Source organism: Pseudanabaena sp. BC1403, assembly GCF_002914585.1.
In the GTDB taxonomy this organism is placed as follows: domain Bacteria; phylum Cyanobacteriota; class Cyanobacteriia; order Pseudanabaenales; family Pseudanabaenaceae; genus Pseudanabaena.
The window spans coordinates 135909-155447 of record NZ_PDDM01000007.1 but is presented as its reverse complement, the minus strand read 5'-3'; the positions used below and the strand labels follow the sequence as shown (position 1 = coordinate 155447).

16 protein-coding genes, 1 tRNA gene and 1 other RNA gene are annotated in these 19539 nt (G+C 42.3%); 10 read left to right on the top strand and 8 right to left on the bottom strand.

The genetic code is table 11. The features are described 5' to 3' along the window. Nucleotides 1–150 precede the first annotated feature (150 nt). The 3 genes from ftsY to CQ839_RS08830 all read left to right on the top strand — a co-directional run bounded on the left by ftsY (nt 151) and on the right by CQ839_RS08830 (nt 3934). The gene (gene ftsY, locus CQ839_RS08840) at nt 151–1905 is read left to right on the top strand and encodes a signal recognition particle-docking protein FtsY (protein ID WP_103667907.1); all 1755 of its coding nucleotides are present in this window, start codon (nt 151–153) and stop codon (nt 1903–1905) included. 347 nt (nt 1906–2252) lie between these two features. Then, nucleotides 2253–3638, top strand: coding sequence for a PP2C family protein-serine/threonine phosphatase (locus CQ839_RS08835; protein WP_103667906.1), 1386 nt, complete (start codon nt 2253–2255; stop codon nt 3636–3638). Between the two features lie 17 nt (nt 3639–3655). After that, complete coding sequence (locus CQ839_RS08830; protein ID WP_258040671.1) at nt 3656–3934, top strand: hypothetical protein; 279 nt, start codon at nt 3656–3658, stop codon at nt 3932–3934. A 61-nt stretch (nt 3935–3995) separates the two neighbouring features. Here the strand turns inward: CQ839_RS08830 and CQ839_RS08825 are convergent. From CQ839_RS08825 to CQ839_RS08815, 3 genes are all read right to left on the bottom strand, one after another. Continuing rightward, nucleotides 3996–4069: transfer RNA gene (locus CQ839_RS08825), tRNA-Met, on the bottom strand. A 112-nt stretch (nt 4070–4181) separates the two neighbouring features. Further along, nucleotides 4182–4368: non-coding RNA, 6S RNA (ssrS, locus tag CQ839_RS08820), on the bottom strand. A gap of 96 nt (nt 4369–4464) precedes the next feature. After that, entirely contained in the window at nt 4465–5205 is a 741-nt protein-coding gene (locus CQ839_RS08815; protein WP_103667905.1) for a DUF554 domain-containing protein, read from the bottom strand. A 304-nt stretch (nt 5206–5509) separates the two neighbouring features. Between CQ839_RS08815 and CQ839_RS08810 the strand changes: the two genes are divergently transcribed. From CQ839_RS08810 to bchL, 3 genes are all read left to right on the top strand, one after another. Beyond that, a complete protein-coding gene (locus CQ839_RS08810; RefSeq protein WP_103667904.1) occupies nt 5510–6787 on the top strand; it encodes a ferredoxin:protochlorophyllide reductase (ATP-dependent) subunit N in 1278 nt (425 codons plus the stop codon). Between the two features lie 67 nt (nt 6788–6854). Next, the gene (bchB, locus tag CQ839_RS08805; RefSeq protein WP_103667903.1) at nt 6855–8537 is read left to right on the top strand and encodes a ferredoxin:protochlorophyllide reductase (ATP-dependent) subunit B; all 1683 of its coding nucleotides are present in this window, start codon (nt 6855–6857) and stop codon (nt 8535–8537) included. A gap of 103 nt (nt 8538–8640) precedes the next feature. Beyond that, the gene (bchL, locus tag CQ839_RS08800) at nt 8641–9513 is read left to right on the top strand and encodes a ferredoxin:protochlorophyllide reductase (ATP-dependent) iron-sulfur ATP-binding protein (RefSeq protein ID WP_181016150.1); all 873 of its coding nucleotides are present in this window, start codon (nt 8641–8643) and stop codon (nt 9511–9513) included. A gap of 34 nt (nt 9514–9547) precedes the next feature. Here the strand turns inward: bchL and CQ839_RS08795 are convergent, their stop codons facing one another. After that, a complete protein-coding gene (locus CQ839_RS08795; protein ID WP_103667901.1) occupies nt 9548–10117 on the bottom strand; it encodes a GNAT family N-acetyltransferase in 570 nt (189 codons plus the stop codon). 231 nt (nt 10118–10348) lie between these two features. Between CQ839_RS08795 and hemF the strand changes: the two genes are divergently transcribed. After that, the gene (gene hemF, locus CQ839_RS08790; RefSeq protein WP_103667900.1) at nt 10349–11371 is read left to right on the top strand and encodes an oxygen-dependent coproporphyrinogen oxidase; all 1023 of its coding nucleotides are present in this window, start codon (nt 10349–10351) and stop codon (nt 11369–11371) included. 40 nt (nt 11372–11411) lie between these two features. Here the strand turns inward: hemF and CQ839_RS08785 are convergent, their stop codons facing one another. Beyond that, nucleotides 11412–12737, bottom strand: a complete 1326-nt coding sequence (locus CQ839_RS08785) for a hypothetical protein (protein WP_146048711.1) — start codon at nt 12735–12737, stop codon at nt 11412–11414. A gap of 115 nt (nt 12738–12852) precedes the next feature. Here CQ839_RS08785 and CQ839_RS08780 point away from each other — a divergent pair, with 115 nt between their 5' ends. The 3 genes from CQ839_RS08780 to CQ839_RS08770 all read left to right on the top strand — a co-directional run bounded on the left by CQ839_RS08780 (nt 12853) and on the right by CQ839_RS08770 (nt 15295). Next, a complete protein-coding gene (locus CQ839_RS08780; protein ID WP_103667898.1) occupies nt 12853–13554 on the top strand; it encodes an ABC transporter ATP-binding protein in 702 nt (233 codons plus the stop codon). A gap of 132 nt (nt 13555–13686) precedes the next feature. After that, complete coding sequence (locus CQ839_RS08775; protein WP_103667897.1) at nt 13687–14775, top strand: AI-2E family transporter; 1089 nt, start codon at nt 13687–13689, stop codon at nt 14773–14775. A gap of 199 nt (nt 14776–14974) precedes the next feature. Next, entirely contained in the window at nt 14975–15295 is a 321-nt protein-coding gene (locus tag CQ839_RS08770) for a hypothetical protein (protein WP_103667896.1), read from the top strand. Nucleotides 15296–15325: 30 nt separating this feature from the next. Here the strand turns inward: CQ839_RS08770 and opcA are convergent, their stop codons facing one another. From opcA to CQ839_RS08755, 3 genes are all read right to left on the bottom strand, one after another. Further along, a complete protein-coding gene (gene opcA / locus CQ839_RS08765) occupies nt 15326–16447 on the bottom strand; it encodes a glucose-6-phosphate dehydrogenase assembly protein OpcA (RefSeq protein WP_103667895.1) in 1122 nt (373 codons plus the stop codon). Nucleotides 16448–16583: 136 nt separating this feature from the next. Next, nucleotides 16584–18113 carry a glucose-6-phosphate dehydrogenase gene (gene zwf / locus CQ839_RS08760; protein ID WP_103667894.1) on the bottom strand — a complete coding sequence of 510 codons (1530 nt, stop codon included), beginning with the start codon at nt 18111–18113 and terminating at the stop codon, nt 16584–16586. 398 nt (nt 18114–18511) lie between these two features. Further along, nucleotides 18512–19354: a metallophosphoesterase gene (locus CQ839_RS08755; protein WP_103667893.1), complete on the bottom strand. Its 843-nt coding sequence runs from the start codon at nt 19352–19354 to the stop codon at nt 18512–18514. Nucleotides 19355–19539: the final 185 nt, after the last annotated feature.

Here is a 19539-nt window from a genome sequence, read left to right as displayed (position 1 = left end):
TAGATCTGATTCAGTGCTAATAACCCAGACACCGTAAACTATCTTAGTAAGCTGATAATAGACTCAATAGTAGTTTCAGAGAAAGCTTAGCGCTTTCTAAAACTATTATTGAATTTGTTGTAGATTGAGGCATTGCGCGAGGTTATTAGTATGGTGTTTAACTGGTTTCGGCGAAAGTTTGATGATGACAAAGATGCAACTAATCAACCTGTAGAGCCAGCCCAAACTGAAGAAAAAGCGCCTGAATCTAAAACTGTTGACGAGCCTAGCCCGATCGCATCGCCAGCATCTCAAGATTTATTAAATTGGGCTAAGGCAGCCTATGCCAATGTACAGCAACAGGCAGAAGTTGCTGAGGAAAAAGCATCTGAAGCTGAAACCCCAGAGCCAGAAATTACTGAGCCAGAAGCAAAGATTGCTGATCTTGAAATGGTCGAATCTTTACCAGACACTAGTGAGTCAGAGGTCAAGGCTGCTGAGTCACAAATTGATCAGCCTGAGATTATAGAAGCAGATGTTACTCTAGAAATTAGTGAGCATGAAGTTATTGCCCCTGAATTGCAGGTTGACGAACCTGCAATTGTTGAATCTCAGCTAGACATTACTGAGTCATTTGCAACTCCAGCTCCATTAATTGAGGCTGAGTCTCCTTTAGAAATATCTCCAGAAACAATCACTGAAGTTCCTGCATCAGTTGAACCTGCGATTGAATCTGTGATCGCCGAAGTTGTTTCCCCAGAAGCAATTACCCCTGAGCCTGAAGCATTGCCTTTTTGGATGCAGTCAGAAAGCGATCGCCTTGCCCGCATCGCTGTCCTTGAAGCTACCGCGATCGTTGAGCCAGAGCCAGAAGTTAAACCCACAGTTCAATCCAGACGAAAAGCGACCATCAAATTTGATGATGATTTCATCTGGTCAGCCGAAGTTCTCGCCTCACAAGGTCGTCGTCCCGAAGAAATCTCCGTCGAAGAAATCACATGGCTCAATCGCCTACGTCAAGGCTTAGACAAAACTCGTTTGTCTCTAGTCAATCAACTAAAGGCGATCGTTGGACAGGGGCCTCTGAGTGCTGACTCTGTTGATGATATTGAAGCCTTACTCTTGCAGGCAGATGTTGGGGTAAAGGCAACTGACCAAATTATTTCCAAGCTGCAAGACAAGCTTCGCAAAGAAGTTTTACCACCTGAAGAAGCGATCGCCTATCTCAAACAAATTTTGCGTGAGATGCTTGATTCGTCTGGACAAAAAGGTGGCGAGCCAATTCCGATGCTGATCCCTGAAAAAAACCAACTGAATATTTGGCTGATTACAGGTGTAAATGGAGCAGGTAAAACCACGACCATTGGTAAGCTTTCTCATCTCAGTGTGAAGTCTGGCTATAAAACCCTGATCGCTGCTGCCGATACTTTCCGCGCTGCGGCAGTTGAGCAAGTCAAGAGTTGGGGAAAAAGATCTAACGTAGACGTAATTTGTAACCCAGCCCAAAATGCTGATCCCGCTGCTGTGGTCTTTGATGCGATCTCGGCAGCCCAAGCCAGAGGCACTGAATTACTACTAGTAGACACCGCAGGCAGATTGCAAAACAAGAAAAATCTAATGGACGAACTCAGCAAAATTCGCCGCATTATCGATAAAAAATCTACCGATACAAAAATCGAATCTTTGCTGGTTCTAGACTCTACACTCGGACAAAATGGACTTAAACAGGCTGAAATCTTTGCTCAATCCGCAGGGATTACGGGTGTGATTCTGACGAAATTAGATGGCACAGCGAAGGGTGGTGTAGCGATCGCAGTAGTGCAACAACTTGGTCTGCCCATTAGATTTATCGGCGCTGGTGAGGGTATTGAAGACTTGCGACCATTCTCTAGCTACGAATTTGTCGAAGCTTTATTAAGTAACTAGTTTTAATTAGCTAGGTTATAGCTACAGTCACTTGTCTTGGGACAAATCAAAGCCCAATAATTGATAGGCGGAGCGGAGCGCCGCCTATCAATTATTGGGCTTTATGCCCTAGTACTATTGGCGACAGCTATACAGGTAAAGCCCAAAAATCTGTATCGCCCGCTGCGTGGGATGTAAAGATTTTGGCTTTGAGCTTTTAAGTATGCCGATTTTTTTTAGCGACGTGAAGCGCCATTAAAACTCTTTTGGAAAATTACTGAAATCGCTTGTTAATTTTTGTCCCACTCAGGCTACACTGTTTGACTAAATTAGCTTTTGTTCAAACCACCTAGCGTTGCAGCATTGGTATGTCTCTATCATTGCCACCTAGAAATAGATCACTCCCATCACAAGACATAGACAATACGTCTGTGATGGTGATGAAAGATCTCAAAGACCTGCTCAGACGGATGAGTCAGGATCAAAACAAAATCCATGAGCTGCTTAGCTTTTTGGGTTACGCTCTCCGCAGCTTTAGTAATCTCAACCAATTTTTAGAATTAATTCCCCTAATCGCCAGTCGGGTAACTGACTCTGATGGTGGTGCGCTAATTTTGTTTAAAGCGAGTGGGCAGATGCGCCTAGAGTCTCTGCATTGTCCTGAGCGCAATCAAGGCGGCATGAAAGCGCAACAAGTAAGAACTGCGATCGAACGTGCTATACAACAAGTATTAACAGGTAGTCCAACCGCGCTTGATGAAATGGTCAGCCGCTATCTAGGTGCAGATGTACATTTGTACGGCACATCGGTTTTAGTCAAAAATGCGGTGCGCGGTCGTCTTTATATATTTAGCCGCAAGCCCGATTATGTATGGACAGATAATAAGCGCACTTTGATGCGCCTAGTCGCCGATCAAACTTCTGTGGGTTTAGAAAATCATGAACTCACAACTGAACTAATCAAAAAAGAGCGTCAAGATCGCGAGATGGAGATTGGCGCAGAAATTCAACGCCAACTCTTACCACGCAACTGTCCTAAAATTCAAGGTATTGAGATCTCTGCTAAGTGTTCTACTGCTAGTCGAGTTGGTGGAGACTACTATGATTTCATCCCGATGCAAAAAGGCGATCGCTGGAGCTTTGTCGTTGGCGATGTTATGGGTAAGGGTGTCCCCGCAGGCTTAATCATGACCATGACAAGGGGCATGTTACGAGCAGAGGTATTAAATAATCATTCTCCCAGTAAAATTTTGGAACATCTCAATGAGGTGATGTACGAGGATCTAGAGAAATCCCATCGCTTCGTGACCATGTTTTATTCGGAATACGATCCCGAAACCCAAATTCTTTCTTTTAGTAATGCTGCTCATACCCCTGCATTACATTGGCGAGCCAAGACCCGATCTGTACATGCTCTTGACACGATGGGAGCTTTAATTGGCTTAGAAGCTGGCTCTAAATATGAAGAAAGTAGTACTCATCTCAATTCAGGCGATGTCGTCATCTATTACACTGATGGCTTCACAGAGGCGGCAAATCCAGAAGGTGATCGCTTTGATGAAGAAAACCTTCGTAAAGCTTTAGACTGGGCATGTCAGAATTGTTTTCCTCTTTCCGATGATGTGACACGCCCACAGATGATTCTTGACTACATCTTCCAAGAAGTGCAAAACTTTATTGGAGAAGGGCATACTCATACTGATGACATGACCCTCGTCGTTCTGCATATCAAAGATAAAGCTCTAGTAAATTAACCCAAAACTAAAATATTATGTTTGACTTAGCCCAAGCCCAGCATTTAGTGACTAGTATGACTAGCGCTGACTTATCGTTTCATCTTTCCGCGATCGATATCTCTAGCAATATACATTTCAATATCGCCGATCTGCATTCGCATATAAACATGGATTTACTTGCCCAACAATTTAAGCAAGATGTAATGGGTGACTTAGGAAAAGGTTGGGATGGTTTTGTAAAATCTGGTCAAATTTGGGCTTTGATTATTGGTGTTGTGGTTGGATATCTATTTAGAAGTATTACAAACTCATAAAAAGATAAGCCACACTTAGTGTGGCTTATCTTTTTATTGTGTTATTGAGTTTTTTGTTAAATGGCGGGGGACGGATTTGAACCATCGACCTTCGGGTTATGAGCCCGACGAGCTACCAGGCTGCTCTACCCCGCGTTGTTTCGCTTAGCTAATATAGCATGGTTTCATGTAATTGCAAGCATTTGAATAAAGTTTTTTTAAAAGTGTCTCTGTGCCCTGCACAGAGACACTTTTAAAAAAACTTTATCACCCCTCCGCAACGCCGTCTTACCTCAGTTGTTTGACCCGGTAAAACCAGGTGGAGCCGAGGCGCAACGCCTAACTTAAGTTCCCAGATGCGTGTCTGGTATACTGCGGCGAAGACTGCCAAAGACTCCTAGAAAACAATTATCGATCAAGAACATTATCGGTAGTCACGCACGCCACAGAGGAGCTTGTACTAATTATAGCAATCTAAAAACAAAAAAGCAGACATGTCGCTTTGCGACATGTCTGCTTTTTTGTTTTAGCTTAAGCGATCGCTTGTTTAGTTATTTGAGACTATCTGCAAGCCAGTACACTAAAGGCGCGATCGCTAAAGCTGGCAAAAAAGACGCAACCCTTACCTTGGCTAGCTCTAATAAATTTAAGCCCAGTCCCAACAACATCAAGCCACCGACACCAGTGATAATTAAGACCGATGGGGCATTAGCTGGATCAGGTAAGCTTTGAGCTAAATTTCCTGCTAAAAGCGACATACTGCCTTGATATAGGGCAACGGGCAAAGCCGAAAAACCAACACCGATCCCGTAAGTACTAGCAAATACAATTGAAATAAACCCATCCAGAGCTGACTTGAGCGCCAAAAGATTATCATCGCCTCTCAGCCCATTATTGAGACTGCCGATAATTGCCATCGGTCCAATGCAAAATAATAGACTTGCAGCGACAAACCCTTCAGTAAATTTACCTTTGCCTTTAAATTTCGCTTTTAGCCAATCACCAACTGATTCTAATCGCTTCTCAATTTGTCCTAACTCTCCGATTATGCCGCCAATAATTAGCGAAATCAGTGACAAGATCACGCCGTCAAGAGCACCTGCTTTAACTTTAAGCAGGCTATTAGCCATATTAAGGCTGACAAACATGGTAATAAGTCCGATCGCTTGTTTGAGAATTGGTAAAACCTGAGACAGGAATCGTCCACGCAAGATTAGCCCTAAAAATGTTCCGAAGGCGATTGCCAAAACATTAATCCAAGTCCCACTGGTTTTTGTCCAAAAATCTAGCATTTAGTTACGGTTATTTTGTGCTGATGAGCAAGCCATAGAAGTTCTGAGCAAGCTTGTAATAAGTATATTTACTTGCGATCCCCATAGAATTGCCATAATTAAGGATTGTAGATCCTTATACTCCTGTAAACCTTTGCAACTTTTTACCCAGTCTCTTGGTTTTACTAAATATAGTAAAGAGAATTAATTTATTGATCGCGTTGCGATCGCGCACTTTTACAGCAGACATCGGCTAGCCCTATAAAAATTAGGACATAGCCTTTTAAGAAAAAACTAGGGATTTAGCCCAAAAGGAGAGCAAAACATGGCTCTAGAGCCTTGCACGGAATTACCTGTCAAAATTACTGCTGATATTCCCGTACTTAAGGAACGGGGACAAAGAGAGGTGTTTTGTGGCTTGACGGGGATCGTTTGGCTACATCGCAAAATGCAGGATGCTTTTTTTCTGGTAGTCGGTTCTCGTACCTGCGCCCATTTAATCCAATCAGCAGCAGGCGTAATGATTTTCGCCGAACCAAGATTTGGTACTGCAATTCTCGGCGAACGAGATCTTGCTGGACTGGCGGATGCCAATGAAGAACTCGATCGCGTTGTCGATCAACTACTCGAACGTCGCCCAGATATTGGCACGTTGTTTTTGGTGGGATCATGTCCCTCTGAAGTAATTAAGCTCGACCTTGCCAAAGCCGCAGAGAGACTTAGTACACGTTTCTTTCCAAAAGTTCGGATTCTCAATTATTCTGGCAGCGGAATTGAAACAACATTTACCCAAGGTGAAGATGCCTGTCTGGGGTCTATGGTTCCAGTATTACCTCGCAGCGATGAAGCTGGGCTAATGGTGGTTGGTAGTCTGGCGGATGTGGTAGAAGATCAATTTCGCCGACTGTTTGACAAAATGGGTATTGGCCCAGTTTATTTCTTTCCTCCTCGCCGTGCGGCTAATCTGCCACCAGTGGGTAAAGGTACAAAATTATTGCTTGCCCAGCCATTTTTAAGCGATACGGTGCGATCGCTCGTTTCTCGCGGCGCAACTTTGTTGCCATCACCATATCCGTTAGGGATCGAAGGGACGACAGCATGGCTTAAAACAGCGGCAGATGCTTGGAATGTCGATAGCAAAGTTTTTGAAGATGCGATCGAGCCTCCTGTCAAACGAGCCAAAATAGCTTTAGAACGCTATCGTCAAGCGCTGACAGGGCGTAAAGCATTTTTATTCCCAGACTCACAACTAGAAATTCCTTTAGCTCGTTTTCTATCAAGAGAATGTGGCATGGAACTTGTCGAGGTGGGAATGCCCTATATTGATCGCCTGTTGATGGACAAAGAAATTGCCCTGTTGCCTGAGGGAACTGTCCTATCAGAAGGACAAGATGTAGAGAAGCAGCTAGATCGATGTCGGGAAGCTCGTCCCGATATTACAGTCTGTGGTCTAGGACTTGCCAACCCTCTCGAAGCTGAAGGCATGGCTACCAAATGGTCAATCGAATTAGTGTTTTCACCGATTCATGGGTATGACCAAGCTGCCGACCTTGCTGAATTGTTTGCTCGCCCGCTTGAGCGACGCAGAAGATTAACAGTGTAGTTAAGTAGGAGCGCTTCGCGTTCCTACTTAACTATGCTTTTGTAACCTAAACTCATCGAAGTAACTTATGGAATTGACTCTCTGGACTTACGAAGGCCCTCCCCATGTGGGGGCAATGCGAATTGCCACTGCAATGGAAGGTGTCCATTATGTTCTTCATGCGCCGCAGGGCGATACATACGCCGACTTGCTGTTTACGATGATTGAGCGTCGCGATCGCCGTCCGCCTGTAACTTACACCACCTTTCAAGCTCGCGATCTTGGTGGTGACACGGCTGAAATGGTTAAAACTTCTGTGCGCGAAGCCTATGACAGATTTAAGCCTCAAGTCATGCTCGTTGGCGAAAGTTGCACAGCTGAGTTAATTCAAGATCAACCAGGTGGCTTAGCCAAAAGCATGGGGCTGCCGATCCCAGTTGTAAGTCTGGAACTGCCCGCTTATTCTAAGAAAGAAAATTGGGGAGCAAGCGAAACTCTGTATCATCTAGTTCGGACACTCCTATTACCAGTTGTCCCAGCCCCAAATACGCCACGTCCTAAACGCGATCCCAATATCCGTCCAAAAGCGAACATAATTGGTCCAACTGCATTAGGCTTTAGATGCCGTGATGATATTCGTGAAGTGATCAAGTTATTGGCGGAGATCGGCGTAGATGTGAATGTCGTTGCGCCAATGGGATCAACACCCGATGACTTGCTGCGGATCCCAAATGCAGATTTTAATATTTGTCTTTATCCTGAAATTGCACTGACAACTTGTACTTGGCTCAGCCGTAGCTTTGGACAACCAATTATTAAAACCGTTCCTATCGGAGTCGGAGCGACTCGCGACTTTATTACTGAAATTGGCAAAGTTGCTGATATCGATGTTAGTCAAGCTCTAGCGCGATCGCATGCTGATACTTTGGGTAATTGGGATGCAGCACGGGTATCATCGGCAGCCGAAGTGGGCGCTTCGAGACTACCTTGGTATTCCAGATCAGTTGACTCCACCTATCTCACAGGCAAGCGTGTATTCATCTTTGGTGATGCGACCCATGTTTTGGCGGCAGCAAGGATGGCAACTGAAGAATTAGGCTTTACCCTCGTTGGTATTGGAACCTACAGCCGAGAGTTCGCGAGGGAAGTACGCGAAGTTGCCAAGAAGCATGGAATTGAAGCCGTGATTAGTGATGACTATCTGGCAGTGGAAACTAAAATTGCTGAAGCCGCTCCAGAACTAGTGCTTGGCACTCAGATGGAACGACATATTGCCAAACGCTTGGGTATCCCTTGCGCGGTAATTTCTGCACCAATCCATGTTCAAGATGTACCTGCTCGTTACTCACCACAAATGGGCTGGGAAGGCGCAAATGTGATTTTTGATAGCTGGATACATCCTTTGATGATGGGTCTAGAAGAGCATTTGATTGGAATGTTCAAAGAGGACTTCGAGTTTGCAGAAGGTCATATGAGCCATTTGCATACTGCCCCATCACAAGAATCTCGTCGTGATCTACCTAGTGAATCAGTCGCTACTGATCATGCGATCGCCTCAACAAACAACTCTAATCAAGCCGTTCTTACACCTATCGCTCAAGCAATTGAGGGCATTACTTGGAGTGCTGATGGTGAAGCTGAGTTGAAGAAGATTCCCTTCTTTGTTCGCGGCAAAATCAAGCGTAATACTGAGAAATTTGCTAGCGATCGCGGCATCACTTCGATCACCGTAGAAACTCTCTACGATGCAAAAGCTCAGATTGGTCAATAGAAACATAAATGAAGTTTGGTGCGTAGCAGCAAACTTCAAATAAACAGTTAATTATTAATAATAGGAGTCTATTTTGGCAGTTTTAACCGCACATCCACCATCAATTACTAAATGTGAAGACGGCGAAGGCAGCGTCCAAGTCCATCAAGATCCAGGGATGGTGATTGAAGGGGCTTTGGTAATTGCTGTCTACGGTAAAGGTGGCATCGGCAAATCCACCACTTCTTCTAATTTATCGGCAGCTTTCTCTCATCTCGGTAAGCGTGTACTTCAGATCGGTTGTGATCCCAAACATGACAGCACCTTCACTCTCACAAAGAGAATGGTTCCCACAGTTATCGATGTGCTCGAAACCGTTGATTTCCATTCTGAAGAACTTCAAACTAATGACTTCATGTTTGAAGGCTATAACGGCGTGATGTGTATTGAAGCTGGTGGTCCACCCGCAGGAACTGGTTGCGGTGGCTATGTCACAGGTCAAACTGTTAAACTTCTTAAAGAACATCATCTACTTGAAGATACTGATGTCGTGATTTTTGATGTATTGGGCGATGTGGTCTGTGGTGGTTTTGCTGCGCCATTGCAACATGCTCATTACTGCTTGATCGTCACCGCCAATGACTTTGACTCTATCTTCGCAATGAACCGCATCGTCGCTGCAATCCAATCTAAAGCGAAAAACTATCGCGTGCGTTTGGGCGGTATTATCGCCAACCGTAGCGAAGGAACTGATCAAATCGACAAATTTAATGATCGCGTTGGATTGAAAACCTTAGCGCACTTCCGCACAGTTGATGCCATCCGCCGTAGTCGATTGAAGAAATGTACTGTATTTGAAATGGATCCTGATCCTGAAGTGTTAGAAGTACAGCAAGAATATCTGAAGCTTGCTAAAGGTATGCTGGAAAATGCTGAGCCTCTTTACGCTCAACCTCTAAAAGATCGCGAAATTTTTGACCTACTTGGTTTTGACTAATCATCAAAAAAGCCCTCGCTTAGCGAGGGCTTTTTTAGAAATCATGCGATCGCGTAATTGCGTACATCTTTACATCCCAAGGACGCTCTTTCGTGAAAACATAATTATGCAAAATCCCTTCAAACTGCATTCCTGATTTTTCTAGAACTCTTGCCGAGCTTATATTTTCTACAGCACAATAAGCTTGAATTCTGAGTAATTGCATCACATGAAAGCCAAAAGTAATCGCCACATTTACTGCCTCAGGCATCAAGCCTTGACCCCAATAATCCCTTGACAGTGTGTATCCTAGCTCTGCCCTTCGATGAACAGGTGTAACATGCAAGCCACAAGTTCCAATTAATTTGCTGCTTCCCTTTTCTACTATTCCCCAAGTCATTCCTGTCCCATCGCGATACATTTTAAAAACAAAATTGTTTAAATATTCATAAGTCTCATTAATTGACTGATGCGCTTCCCATAAAGTGTAAGTACTTACTTCTGGATCATGAGCATAGGCAAAAATATCCGCAGCATCAGTGATCTCCAATTTACGAAGAATCAATCGTGGTGTTTGCAAAGTTAGAAATTGTTCTGGCAGATCTAGCATCGTTGGAATTTTCATAAAGTCAGCGCGAAGCGCTGACTTTATGATACGAGTTAGCGATCGCGATATTTTGCTACACAATGCTTTACATTTGCCCCAGTCAACACAGACTAAATGTAAAGTATTTAACAGTGATATAGCAATTCTTAATGAGCTTAAAGAGTCTCAGCCGCAGGCTGAGACTCTTTAAGCTCACAAACTCTTATAAAAATTTTAATTCCAACCTCTGAAAACTAATACGAAACGATTATGACTATCGCCCCTGTCGCTCCTAGTAAGGTTTTACTCAAAGTTCCTGTTGACTCTAAGGCTCGCGTGAAACAGTTCATGCAAGGCTTGCAAGACAACATTTGCCAAGGTTTAGAAGAACTAGACGGCAAAGCAACGTTTAAGCAAGATCAATGGGAGAGACCAGAAGGCGGCGGCGGACGATCTCGTGTAATTACTGATGGTGACTATTTTGATAAGGGCGGCGTAAATTTTTCTGAGGTATTTGGCTCCCAGTTGCCCCCAGCTATTTTGCGCCATCACCCAGAAGTTGCAGGCGAAACATTTTATGCGACTGGGACTTCGATGGTGCTACATCCTAAGAATCCCTATGCACCAACGGTTCATCTTAACTATCGCTATTTTGAAGCTGGTCCAATTTGGTGGTTTGGCGGTGGACTTGATCTCACTCCTTATTATGGTTTTGGCGAAGACGCAAAGCATTTGCACACAACACTTAAAGCTGCTTGCGATCGCCATAATCCTCACTACTATCCTGTGTTCAAACAATGGTGTGATGATTACTTTTACCTCAAGCATCGCGGTGAAACTCGCGGCGTAGGTGGTATTTTCTTTGACTATCAAAATGGTGAAGATGGACTTTACAAAAACAGTAATGATTCAACAACCGCTCAAGTAATGAGTGACGAAGTCGGTGATGTACCTCGTACTTGGGAAGAGATTTTCGCCTTTGTTAACAGCTGTGGTAATTCTTTCTTGCCAGCCTATACTCCGATCGCAAATCGTCGCCGCAATATGGAATATGGCGATCGCGAGAAGCAATGGCAACTATACCGTCGCGGACGCTATGTAGAATTTAATCTTGTCTACGATCGTGGCACAATCTTCGGTTTACAAACCAATGGTCGTACCGAATCAATTCTGATGTCTTTACCTCCCCTAGTTCGTTGGGACTATGACTATCACCCTGAGCCAAATACTCCTGAAGCTGAACTGAATGAAACATTCTTGAAGCCTCAAGACTGGATTAACTGGAAAGCCTAATAAAAAAGCACCCCGCACGGGGTGCTTTTTTATTGATTAATCAGCCAATCCAAACACCGTTAGCATAGTCTAACCAATACTGCACTAACCATATACTTGATATTCCTAGTATCCACAAAAGCAATTTACTCACTTTTCGCGATGGAAAACATTGACTTATATAGGCGATCGCAAAAAAGAAATAAGGAGTTCCAAATATAAAACGTCTTAAGCTAGTTAACTTTTGATCACTAAAAACAATAATAACTGTATGTATTAGAGCAAAGTATACACAAAACCAAAATGTATAACTAGTGGATAGATTGTTGGCTGTATGAGTTAAGTTAATACCACTTAAATTATTTATTTTGTTTGAAAAATTACCTCTTTTAAAGTCAGAGCCATAGAATGCTAAAAAAGCTGGTGGATAAGCAAAAAGCAATATCCATTGCCAAACCTTTGGAATGACAAAAGTTAGTTTTCTAATATTAGTGGAGATAGAAATTAGCCATGATGTAATTAATACTATAAATGGCAAATATATTGATATAAAATCAGCATAAGTTAATGGGATAAAAAATAAATGAGGATAAAGTCCTAATTGTTTACCCCAATTTTTCTGATCATGAAAAGGGGCAAAAAAATCTCCTCTTGATTCCAAGCAATAATATCCATAGATGCAATAACCAACAGCAGCACCAAGGCAAATTATTAGGGTTACTATGCCATAGGTTTTAAGTATTTTTAAAGAGTCTATACTATTCTGAAATCTATTTATTACTAAAATTGAGACCAATGCAAATACACAAGCAAATGCAGCTTGTATAAGAAAAGGTCTTGTTAATGAAAGCAACAAAGACAAAATAAATATAAGTATCAATAGATAAATTGATTTAACCTTTTTAATAGGTGTTTTTGAGGTTAATTTAAAATTGCTTAGAATAATTAAAAAAAGCAGGCTTAAAAAAGAAAAAATCCCTTCTGTATAACCAATCATTCTGAAGACTGAAAGAGGATTCATTGCATAGAGCACTGCAACTAAAGATATTATTTTATAGCTTTTGATATTTTGTAATAGCAGAAATAAAAATAGGGGAATACTCATCAATGATAATAAGCTACTAAAAACACGAAAATATAATGCAGCATCATCTACTGTTTGAGGTTTTACTAATCTGTTAATTAGCCACGGCCATAGGGGATAAAATGCATTACAAGTTTGATGTATTGCTAAATTTGAATAATGCTCAATATCATAAAAAAGTTTGGTGGGAGAGTTAGAGAAAAAGCTTGTGAAAATATGTGGATTTATAATGATGGCAATGGCTGTACAAAGAATAAATCCTAAGATGATAAAAATTGATGTTAAAAATATACTGAATTTCATTAATGGTATAAATTGAACTTTGAAGTGATGTTTAATTTAGGATGACTTTAAATAGAAAATTAGAGTTAATGTCGATTTATAGGTAAGATTTTACAGCGTAGGAGGAAATTATTAAGTGTTAGACATTAACAATCTAAGCGTTAACTATGGAGGGATTCAGGCTCTGCAAGACGTGAGTTTAACCATCAATGAAGGCGAAATCGTGACTTTGATTGGCTCTAATGGCGCAGGTAAGACGACCACTTTACGCACTATTTCTCGTCTTGTTTCACAGCGATCGGGACAGATTATTTATAACGGCAAAAACGTTACCAATCTACGACCAGATCAAATAGTCAAAATTGGGATTGCCCATAGCCCAGAGGGGCGGCGAGTATTAGCAAGACAAACTGTGCTGGATAATTTGGAGCTAGGAGCATTTTTGCGAAGCGATCGCTGGGGGATTAAAGCAGATATCGAAAAGCAATTTCAGATTTTTCCGAGGCTCGGTGAACGACGCGATCAATTAGCAGGGACATTGAGCGGTGGCGAACAGCAAATGCTAGCGATCGCCCGTGCAGTGATGAGTCGCCCCAAGTTGCTATTACTAGATGAGCCTAGCTTGGGCCTAGCGCCGCAAATTGTGAAAGAAATCTTTAAAACCATTGTTAGCCTTAATGAAGATGGAGTAACAATTTTATTGGTTGAACAAAATGCCACATTAGCTTTACAACATGCTAATCGCGGCTATGTAATGGAATCGGGAGTGATTACAATTGAGGGGCAAGCATCGGATTTATTAGTTGATGAAAGAGTCCGTAAGGCTTATCTAGGATAAAGAATCAATTTTTGGTGGCGCGGTTTTGCCGCGCCACCAAAAATTGATTCTTTATTTTAGTGAATTTGTGTTTTAACCAACACTTTTAGCGCACAATTTTAAGTAGATACCTAGCGCTTCACATTGTTTCGTATGATTGAGACCCTCAATAAGTTGCCTCGTTGGTTTTCACTGGGCTTAACATTCCCGTTAATTTTTCTAAACGGGTGGTTATTGCTATTGCTTGGTCGAGAATTACAGCCATTGGTCAGTATTCTCATCACAGCAACAGTGATTTCGTTTTTGCTAGATTATCCCATTCGCTTTCTGATCAAATTGAAAGTCAAGCGTGGTATTGCTGCGGGATTGGTAATTCTCATATTTTTCATGGTACTAGGGACGTTAGCAATTTTTCTAGTGCCTTTGATTTTGGCGCAGGCGAATGAACTTATCGTCCGACTACCTGAATGGATTAAGTCGGGACAGCAACAGTTGCAAATTTTTGAGACTTGGGCGATCGCGCAGCAATTACCAATTGATATTAGTGGCACATTCAATCAAGTAATCGAAAAGTTAACGGGTGTTCTGCGATCGCTAACAACTCAACTTTTTAGCATTGTCTTTGGAGCGATCGGCAGTCTGGTAAATATCTTTTTGACCTTGATATTTTCGATTTTTCTTGTCATCCGTGGTGAATTCCTCTGGAATGGCTTATTAAGTTGGCTACCCCAGAAATGGAATGATCAAGTTCGCAATTTACTGCCCCGCAATTTTGAGCGCTTTATTGTTGGACAGGTTACTTTAGCGACAATCCTTGGTATTTTGCAAACTACAGCCATGCTAATCTTAGGAGTTCCCCTTGCCCAGCTTTTTGGCTTCGGTATTGGCATTGCTAGTTTAATTCCCCTTGGCGGCTCTAGCACGATTATCACCGTTAGCCTATTGATCGCCTTACAGAATTTCTGGCTTGGTGTCAAGGTTTTACTAGTCGCTGTGGCAATTATTCAAATTGTGGAGAATGTACTGGGTCCTCGTATCGTCGGTGAGTTAACAGGGTTAAATCCAGTATGGATGTTAATTTCTCTAGATATTGGCTTTAAGCTCAATGGAGTTTTGGGGCTATTAGTTGCTGTACCGATCGCAGGTTTTATCAAGGGTACTTTTGACACAATTCGTGGCGTGAATGGTTCCAGTAAAGTTGAGGCGATCGCGGATGTCCACACCGAAGTCGCCATAAAATAAAAGGCAAAAATTACGGATATATAACTTTCAAAACAATAAACAAAAGGCGGCGCTTTGCGCCGTTTTTTGTTTCCTTTAAGTTTTTGTAATGAATGCCCCAATCATATAGATATCCTGTTAATCTAGGTAAAAGAAACATGAGTAGCACTCAAGCGCCGCTCATGTTTCTCTTTTACAGAACTACTGATGATTTGGGCATATGAAGCGTTTTCGGGATGAATGGATTGATGAATGGTGTCAGGAAAATGGTTGGACTGACCTATTTGTTGAACGTTGCTGCAATTATTGGGCTTTCCCGCCAAGTTCTGTGATGCCATTACCAATCCCGAATGACACCCTTCGCAAGATAAAAAATGCCAAAGGCATGAGCGATGACGAGAGGACTTGGACATTTGCCGCGATCGCAATTTCTTGTCTAGCATCCATATTTAGTTTCATTTTAAAAAATCCCCTACCAATTACCTGTGCTTTTGGCTGTGTCGCCTTTATTGTCGGGCAACTAGAAATCGAAGAATTTTAATAAAAAAGGCTCGCACTGGCGAGCCTTTTTTTATAGTGCTAGTACTTTTGCTACTAGTGCAAGACTTTCTTCATAGAGAGCTTCTCGCCCCCAACGCTGCAATTGTTGTCCAAGAAGCGTATCAGCACTTTGATCGGACAAAGGCGATACTTGATGAACGCGATAGTTTTGCGCTCCGCCACCAGCTTCCATTCGCATACAGCCTGTAGATTCTGAGCAAAATACGTTACAAGCGTCCGTATTTTGATTAGAGGCTGTCAAGCGTAAACCAATGAGATCTCCAACTACCTCACCAACATCGCCAATGGGAATTGCTGCTAATTCAGCCTTAACTTTGATGTGGTTGCGACCTTCAAAAATAATATGTTGGATATCGTAATCGCCACCTTCAGAGCTGCGTTCAACTGGTTCCCATTCGAGACGACTGGCGATCCAGCCGAGAAACATTAGAGCTTGGGTGCTGTTGCCACGTTCGTAGTCGATGGTGATCCCATCAATTTCCCAAACAGCTGCACGGCGATCGGGTTGGTCAAATGCTTGAGCAGTAAGCTCTTGCCAAGGACCAAGTCGTTGCCAATTCAAGTCCGCAATTTGCGTACTTGCTTGAATCATCCCTTGTACTTTGAGTAAATCTGACTCAGAATTGGCAAACGTGGCTGAGTCCATAATTAAGCGATCGCTTAAATTAACCAGCTTCTCAAACATGCGTGTATTCGGGGCAGGGCTGTCTTTCCACCACAAGAATACAGGTAGGTCGGGGATCAATAATTCTGGAAGAATACTATGTACGCGATCGAATGCTCGTTTTGCGCCAGTTAGGGTGATGTATTCACCGCAAACCAAAGAGCTACGACTTTTTTGAATCGGGCAATAGGCAGCGACCTGTGCGGATATGCCTTGATCTTCTTCATTCAGAGTTACCAAATCGACTACTCGACACGGACTCTGAGAAACGATCGCATCAACAGAAGCCATTCGTGATACCACATCCATATTTTCTGGTTCGTACACCAAAAGATTAAAAGTGGTAGCACGAGCAGCCGAATTTTCACCATAGGACAGCCAGATTTTGCTTAGCTCTGCTTCGACTTGAGATACCGATACATCTTTGGGAGCTTGCAAAGATACAACGGAAGTTGCTTGCGTATTCATGAAAATTACGAGTTAGGGATTGGGATTTGGGATTTGCAAATTACGAATTGGGAGGGGGAATTACGAATTACAAATTACAAATTACGAATTGAAAAATTATTAATTCGTAATTCGTAATTCCCCAATTCGTAATTGATTACAGTCGTCGCCACTGTCGTCCATCACGTTCGATCAGTTGTTCGGCTTCAGATGGTCCCCAAGTTCCTGCTTCGTATTGAGGCACGACGCTGGGATCATTAGGCATTTCCCATGCAGTAAGCGCGGGTGTCACCACTTTCCAAGCAGCTTCCACTTCGTCACCGCGTGTAAAGAGAGTCTGATCGCCTAACATACAGTCTAGCAACAAGCGATCATAAGCATCGGAGCCTTCGATACCAAAGGTTTTGCCATAGCCGAAGTCCATTTCCACCGAACGCGATCGCAGATCAGCTCCTGGCATCTTTGCCTCAAACTTCAGGGCAACACCTTCATTGGGCTGAATCCTAAGTGTCAATACGTTTGGTGAGACCTGCTTTGCCGCAGACTGAAACAGTAAATAAGGCACATCACGAAACTGAATCGCAATTTCGCTGACTTTTTTGGGCATCCGTTTACCAGTTCGCAAATAGAAGGGAACACCTTGCCAACGCCAGTTATTCACTTCAAACTTCATTGCCACATATGTTGGCACTAAGGACTCAGGATTCACATTAGGTTCACGGCGATAGCCTTCCACTTGTTTACCTTTCATCCACCCCTCGCTATATTGCGCTCGCACACATGATCGCTCTAATCGGCGAGTATCAGCTAGTCGGGTTGCCTGAATCACCTTCACTTTTTCATTTCGCAGAGAGTCCGCATCCATAGCATTGGGTGGCTCCATCGCTGTCAAGCAGAAAAGTTGCATCAAATGATTTTGCAACATATCTCTGAGCGCCCCAGAGTTTTCATAGTAACCAGCCCTATCTTCAACACCAACGGTTTCTGCAACCGTAATTTGGATATGGTCGATAAACTGGCGATTCCATAGTGGTTCAAAAATCGCATTGGCAAATCGCAACACCAAAAGATTTTGAACGGTTTCCTTTCCTAAATAATGGTCAATCCGATAAATCTGTTTTTCGTCACAAGCATTCCGAACTATTCGGTTGAGATCTTGACATGATGACAAATCGCGCCCAAAGGGTTTCTCAATTACAAGTCGAGTTTTTTTGGCGTTCTTGATCATCCCAGCTTGCCCCAACTTCTCGATCGCATCGGGAAAGTAATTGGGTGAAACGGCTAAATAAAAGACTCGATTACCGCGAGTACCCCTTTCTTTGTCAATTTGACTTAGAAATTCATCAAGCTTTTTATAATCCTCAAGATTACTCATATCGAGGGATTGGTAATATAAGCCTTCAGCAAAATCTTGCCAAATTGCTTCAGCGCCAATACCCACTGAGAACTTTTCAACGCCATCACGCATTTGTTCACGAAAGTAGTCATGACTCCAAGGTCTTCGAGCCACACCCACAATTGTGAGTTCTGGCGGTAAACGACGCTGCTGTTTAAGATGATAGATCGCTGGAACTAGCTTGCGAATAGTCAAATCACCCGACGCACCAAAGATCACAAGGATCAGAGGTTCAGGTGTTCTTTCTTGCTGTAAACCAACCCGTAAGGGATTTTCGAGTATTTGTACCACAGGCTCGGTTGTTGAACGCTAGTGTAGATTCTAGCCAATACATTCAGTTTTCCACCAATATCGTCTGTTTTCCTTTAGGATCAATGGTCTTAATTTTTGTGGAAAAGCCAATAAATCAAGAATTTCAGTGATCTTAGTGGGTTTGAGCATCTAAATTTATTTGTGTACCTACCACTTTAATCCTTGTATTATATATGATAATGATTATCACTATCAGCTTGTTGGGCTGAGAAATGTGAATATAGCAAAACACAAAATGGCTTTGCCATTTTATGTTTTGCTATAAGTTGCTTGGTTTATTTTTTAAATGATGACCACGTTTTCGCATCCCAAAATTGCGATCGCAATTTTGGGATGCAGATCGCCAAGACCGCTAATGATAGAAATAACAATTCGACTCACGATTTCAAAACCCATTCAAAATAGCCGATCTCAGGTACTGCTCCAATTCTTATAGGTAACACTGAAACACCTAATCCGCGAGATACATATACAGAAATTGAATTAGCCTGATACCAACCACTAACATAGTTCCCACTACGTGGCGGCAGAACAGGCGCAAAGCCAAAGAAAGATAGCTGTCCGCCATGAGTGTGTCCTGTCAGCATATATTTGGGCTTATATGCTGACAGCATTTGCAGCTCATCGGCAGAGAATGTGTCTACATATGCGGGTGAGTGAGCAAGCAATAAATGATTGGGATTGGAATTAATATTTTGAAGTGATTTGATTAAATTAGGCTGGCTAACTAAGTCATCAATACCTGTTATTAATAGATTGCGATCGCCTTGTTTATATAAAGCACTTTCATTAACTAATAAGCGGCAATTGTAAGTAGCATATATTTTTGAGAGAAGCTCTAAATTGACTCTTGCCTTATATTCCCAATTCCCCAAAATCGCATATTTAGCTGTTTGGCGATCGAGAAGTGATAAGAAGCGATCGTATCCATCTAACTGTTCTGCCTTATCGATAGAATCTCCAGTAAACACTACGATATCTGGTTGGAGCTTATTAACTTGTTCGGCAATTCTTTGAGCGCGATCGTTAAATTTTTTTAGATGAAGATCACTAATTTGGACAATTTTTAAACTGTTTTGATTAGAAGAAATTTCTGGATTGAGTCGATGATGTGTCACCACAAAAAGATTGGGCTCAATCCAGAAAGCATAAATAGGCAGTAATACTAAGGCTGTAATAATGAGAAGCAGAATGTATCGTTTTTTCTTTATTTTTCGCATTGGAACTTCTGGTGGCTATAAAAACTTTGTTTTGGGGCAATGGAATTGTTACACCGATTGTCTGTACTTTTAACTTTAGCGAAAAAAATTGGTAAGCGCTCAATTAAAATTTTATGATTGCTATTTGAGATTAGGATGATCTTAAGCGTTGCACTCAAAATGGTATGTTAATAAACCTGACGCTT

Bases quoted from the DNA above. Each gene is read 5' to 3' on its own strand.
- ftsY (WP_103667907.1), top strand. From the start codon at position 151: ATGGTGTTTAACTGGTTTCGGCGAAAGTTTGATGATGACAAAGATGCA.
- CQ839_RS08835 (WP_103667906.1), top strand. From the start codon at position 2,253: ATGTCTCTATCATTGCCACCTAGAAATAGATCACTCCCATCACAAGAC.
- CQ839_RS08830 (WP_258040671.1), top strand. From the start codon at position 3,656: ATGTTTGACTTAGCCCAAGCCCAGCATTTAGTGACTAGTATGACTAGC.
- CQ839_RS08815 (WP_103667905.1), bottom strand. From the start codon at position 5,205: ATGCTAGATTTTTGGACAAAAACCAGTGGGACTTGGATTAATGTTTTG.
- CQ839_RS08810 (WP_103667904.1), top strand. From the start codon at position 5,510: ATGGCTCTAGAGCCTTGCACGGAATTACCTGTCAAAATTACTGCTGAT.
- bchB (WP_103667903.1), top strand. From the start codon at position 6,855: ATGGAATTGACTCTCTGGACTTACGAAGGCCCTCCCCATGTGGGGGCA.
- CQ839_RS08795 (WP_103667901.1), bottom strand. From the start codon at position 10,117: ATGAAAATTCCAACGATGCTAGATCTGCCAGAACAATTTCTAACTTTG.
- hemF (WP_103667900.1), top strand. From the start codon at position 10,349: ATGACTATCGCCCCTGTCGCTCCTAGTAAGGTTTTACTCAAAGTTCCT.
- CQ839_RS08785 (WP_146048711.1), bottom strand. From the start codon at position 12,737: ATGAAATTCAGTATATTTTTAACATCAATTTTTATCATCTTAGGATTT.
- CQ839_RS08775 (WP_103667897.1), top strand. From the start codon at position 13,687: ATGATTGAGACCCTCAATAAGTTGCCTCGTTGGTTTTCACTGGGCTTA.
- CQ839_RS08770 (WP_103667896.1), top strand. From the start codon at position 14,975: ATGAAGCGTTTTCGGGATGAATGGATTGATGAATGGTGTCAGGAAAAT.
- opcA (WP_103667895.1), bottom strand. From the start codon at position 16,447: ATGAATACGCAAGCAACTTCCGTTGTATCTTTGCAAGCTCCCAAAGAT.
- CQ839_RS08755 (WP_103667893.1), bottom strand. From the start codon at position 19,354: ATGCGAAAAATAAAGAAAAAACGATACATTCTGCTTCTCATTATTACA.